This is a genomic window from Sulfurihydrogenibium yellowstonense SS-5 (assembly GCF_000173615.1).
Classification (GTDB): Bacteria; Aquificota; Aquificia; order Aquificales; family Hydrogenothermaceae; genus Sulfurihydrogenibium; species Sulfurihydrogenibium yellowstonense.
Window position 1 is genome coordinate 1 of record NZ_ABZS01000146.1, and the last position, 4579, is coordinate 4579.

A 4579-nucleotide genomic window follows, 5' to 3' on the forward strand; every position below is an offset into this window, starting at 1 on the left:
GAGTAGAAGCGGCGGCTCAAACATATTTGGAAAACATGTATGGCAGTTGGATGTTTGTGATGCTGCTGTATTGGCAGGACTTCCAAAAGCACCTTCAAAATACAATCCATACCAAAATTTAGACCTTGCTGAAAAAAGAAAAAAAGTCGTTCTAATGCGAATGCTAGAAGAAGGCTATATAGATGAGCATCAATATCAAAGATGCGTTGAAAAACCTATAAAACTTGCCGGAGTTATAAAGACAGATACATTTAACGATTATTTTGTAGAGCTTATTAGACAGTGGGTTGTTGAAAGATACGGCGAAGATGCTATCTCTCAAGGTGGTTTAAAAATTTATACAACCATAGATAAAGATTTACATTATTATGCACAAAAAAGACTTCAAAATTGGCTTGAAGAGATGCAAGCACGTGTTGGATTTCCAAAGCTTTTAAGAGATGAGATTGAAAGTTTAAAGCAAAAATACGAATCTCAAAATGTTAGTCCAGAGACAATAATAGCAAACAGCATCTATGTAGCTAAAATAAAATCTGTTTCGAAAAATAAAATAACTTTCATGATAGATGGAGTAGAAGGTGAAGCATTTATTAAAGGTGGCACAGCGAATTTACAAGAAGATAGCTATGTATATGTAAAATATACAGAAGATAGAAAGTTTAAAGTCTTGCCATTTTTAGAAGGAGTAGTGTTAAGTATAGATTCTAAAACAGGAGGCATAAGGGTAATGGTTGGCGGATATGAATTTAGAAAGTCTCAGTTTAACAGAGCATTGCAAAGTAAAAGACAGCCAGGCTCTGCTATAAAGCCGATCATATACGCAACCGCGATACAAAACGGATATACTCAAATCTCCGTTTTAAAAGATGAGCCTATCTCGTTTTGGGACTATAGCCAAAACAAAGAATGGGTACCTAAGAATTATGATGGAATATACAGAGGAAATATAATATTAAGAACCGCTTTAGCTAAAAGCCTAAACGCTGCAACTGTTTATTTACTGTCTCAGTTAGATTTTGACCCTGTAATAGCTACAGCTTATAGATTAGGGATAAAACAAAAACTGCCAAAATATTATTCTCTTGCCCTTGGTTCTACAGAATTAACGCCCATAGAACTTGCAACTGTTTATGCAACCTTTGGAAATCAAGGGACACGATGCGAGCCTTACTTTATTAGGAAAGTAGTAGATAGAAACGGAAATATACTTTATCAGCAAGAGCCAAGATGTGAGGATGTATATCCAAAACCAGAAAACGCCGTTATGGTAGATTTACTTAGAGCTGTAACAACTGAAGGAACAGCAGCAAGAGCAGCATCTTTACCATTCCAAACTGCCGGAAAAACCGGAACAACAAACGATTATGCAGACGCATGGTTTGTAGGATTTGACCCAGATTTAACCACCTTAGTCTGGATTGGTTATGATAGGAGAAAGCAAATAGGAAAGGGAATAGCAGGAGCAGAAGGAGCTTTACCGCTTTGGATGGATGTTATGCTTTATGCAAATAGAGGTATGTCTTACAAGCAATTTCCTAAGGTGGAAGGAACTATATACATACCAATCGACCCAATTACGTTAAAGGTATCTAACGAAAACTGCCCTGGAAGATTTTTCCTTTTTGTCGATGGAACATATCCTCAGGTTGATTGCGATGGAAACCCTGTAGATTTAAGTAAAATTTATCCACCTCCACCACAAGAACCACCATCAGAAAATCCTGCTGAAACACAACCTCAGCAAGCACCACAAGAGATCACTTTACCGTCAGATGCTGAAACTCCAGTAACACCAAAGGATAAAAACCAATCCTCTTCTGACAAGAATACGGTTGATAATGAAGAGATAATCAATATAATAAAGAAAAATCAATAAAAGGAGCTTTTGAAATGAAATATACATATCCAAATGAAAAAGGATACTTTGGAGTATTTGGCGGTAAATACTTACCAGAAACCCTCATACCAGCTTTAGAAGAGTTAGAACAGCAGTATTTAAAAATCAAAAACGATGGGGACTTTAAAAGACAGCTTTTATACTATCTTACAGAATATGCTGGCAGACCAACGCCTTTATATTTTGCATCACGATTAACCAATGTAGTCGGCGGAGCAAAAATTTATTTAAAAAGAGAAGACTTATTACATACAGGAGCCCATAAGATAAATAACACACTTGGACAGGTTTTGCTTACAAAAAAAATCGGCAAAAAAAGAATCATAGCAGAAACTGGGGCAGGACAGCACGGCGTTTCCACTGCAACGGCAGCATCTTTGTTTGGTTTAGAATGCGCTATTTATATGGGTGAAGAAGACGCAGAAAGGCAGTCGTTAAATGTTTTTAGAATGAAATTACTTGGAGCAGAGGTTAAAATAGTAAAAGCAGGCAGCAGAACATTAAAAGATGCTGTTAATGAAGCATTGAGAGATTGGGTTACTAATGTTAAGACAACTCATTATATTATCGGTTCAGCACTTGGACCCCATCCTTTTCCGATGATTGTTAGAGATTTTCAGTCTGTGATAGGCGAAGAAGTAAAACAGCAAATACTTGAAATAGAAGGAAAATTGCCTGATGTTATAGTTGCATGCGTCGGCGGAGGAAGTAATGCAATAGGTATTTTTTATCCTTTTATTGAAGATGTACAGGTTAGACTTGTTGGAGTAGAGGCGGGCGGTTATGGAATAGAAACCGGCATGCATGCAGCAAGTATAAACGGTGGTACCATTGGGGTACTTCACGGAATGAAATCCTATTTTATTCAAGATGAGTGGGGACAGATAGAATCAACCCATTCAATTTCTGCCGGATTAGACTATCCTGGCGTTGGTCCAGAACATGCATTCTTGAAAGAAATTAAAAGAGCAGAGTATATTACCGCAACGGATGAAGAAGCATTAGAAGGATTTTTATTACTATCAAGAACAGAGGGAATAATACCTGCGTTAGAAAGCTCCCATGCTGTTATAAAAGCGGTAGAAATTGCAAAAAGCTTAGACAAATCTAAATCCGTTGTTATAAATCTATCAGGAAGAGGAGATAAAGACGTTCAATCAGTAAAAAATCTTCTTGATACAGATAAAGAGTTGTATGAAAGATTGTTAGGTAGATTAAAAGAAAAGTACGGGGTTTAATGAGATTTTTCGCTATCGCTTAGAATGACGTCGTTTTTTTCATTTGTCATCCTGAACGAAGTGAAGGATCTCAAAGGGTGTTCCAAAATTTTTGTAAGCTTACCTTTCTGTGTCATCCTGAGACCGAAGTCCGAAGGATCTCATTTTTGATTTTTTTGACTTGAAAAGAAAAACATGAGATTCTTCGCTATCGCTCAGAATGACACTATTAGAACATTCTTTGTCATCCTGAACGAAGTGAAGGATCTCCTTCTTTTAAAAAATGAGATTCTTCGCTTACGCTCAGAATGACGTCGTTTTTTTCCTTTGTCATCCTGAGGGCTTTAGCCCGAAGGATCTCATGTTCTGGTTTTTTAAAAAAATGAGATTCTTCGCTTACGCTCAGAATGGACAGACTTGAGACACACAAAGAAACGAAATTCTTCGCTAACGCTCAGAACAACACCATTAAAAAGCTCTATAAAACAAAAAAGGCGGGACTATGCCCGCCTTGTGTATGTGATATTTAGATTTTTACTAATTAGAACAAGAATCCAAGCTCTACAGCACCGGTTGTTCTTGAAGTTTTTTGATTTCCGTTAGAATCTATAAACAACCAAGCGTCTTGCCCAGCTTTTAGAGCACCAGAAGATTTGGCATATGAAACTTCAGCTCTTAAGAATGTGTTTTTGGTTGGATTGTAAGTTGGAGTAATTGTAAATGTCCATACTTTTTTAGCATTTCCATATTGTACTCCACCCAATGTTATTCCACTTGTACCTATTGTAGGAATTAAAATTGTATCTTTGTTGTCTGCGTACTCAATTCTTACTGGAACTTGAACGCCAGCTACTGGTTTTACGTTAGCACAGAGAGCCGCACCCCATGCGTTTGAAGAAGCAGAGTAATTTGGTATACCTAAAGTAGTGCCAACTGTAGGATTCCACGCTTTCTTTAAGTTATCATCAGCTTTGAAGTAATCAACTTCTAAGCCAAGAGATACGATTCCTAAATCTCCACCAACTGTTAAAGCATAGATATCTCTGTTTCCGTTTTCATTGTAAGTATGTAAACCAACATCAACCGGTAAACCAAATTGTTTTAAGTTAGAAGTAATGCCAGCTTCAATGTAGTTAGAGTATTTGTGGTTAGGAAGAATAGCATTATTAGTATATACAGGTCCCATTAATTGATAGCTTCCGGCTTTACCAGCACCTACGTAAACTTTTGCTACGCCAGCGTCGTATGTGCCTCTTGCACCAGTTAATAATACTGGGTTAGCTGTAAATAATACTCCTCTTGTGATATGTGGGTTTAAGATTGTAACCGGTCTTTCGCCAAAGTTTGTCCAAAGTAAACCAGCGTCTAAGCTCGAATCCAGCAAACTGGTTTGTAAGTAACAAAAGCCAAGCCATGGTTCTGAATTCTTTAGTATCTTTATTTACTAAATTTGCCATTTAAACGC

The 4579-nt window shown here is 37.1% G+C and carries 3 protein-coding genes; 2 read left to right on the plus strand and 1 reads right to left on the minus strand.

Going from position 1 to position 4579, the window contains the following annotated elements; translation table 11 throughout:
* On the plus strand, positions 1-1876 hold a 1876-nt coding region (locus SULYE_RS06335), incomplete at its 5' end, for a penicillin-binding protein 1A (RefSeq protein WP_007547672.1).
* A gap of 14 nt (positions 1877-1890) precedes the next feature.
* Positions 1891-3135: a tryptophan synthase subunit beta gene (gene trpB / locus SULYE_RS06340; RefSeq protein WP_007547675.1), complete on the plus strand. Its 1245-nt coding sequence runs from the start codon at positions 1891-1893 to the stop codon at positions 3133-3135.
* Between the two features lie 520 nt (positions 3136-3655).
* Here trpB and SULYE_RS06345 read toward each other — a convergent pair.
* The gene (locus tag SULYE_RS06345; protein WP_007547677.1) at positions 3656-4498 is read right to left on the minus strand and encodes an outer membrane beta-barrel protein; all 843 of its coding nucleotides are present in this window, start codon (positions 4496-4498) and stop codon (positions 3656-3658) included.
* Positions 4499-4579: the final 81 nt, after the last annotated feature.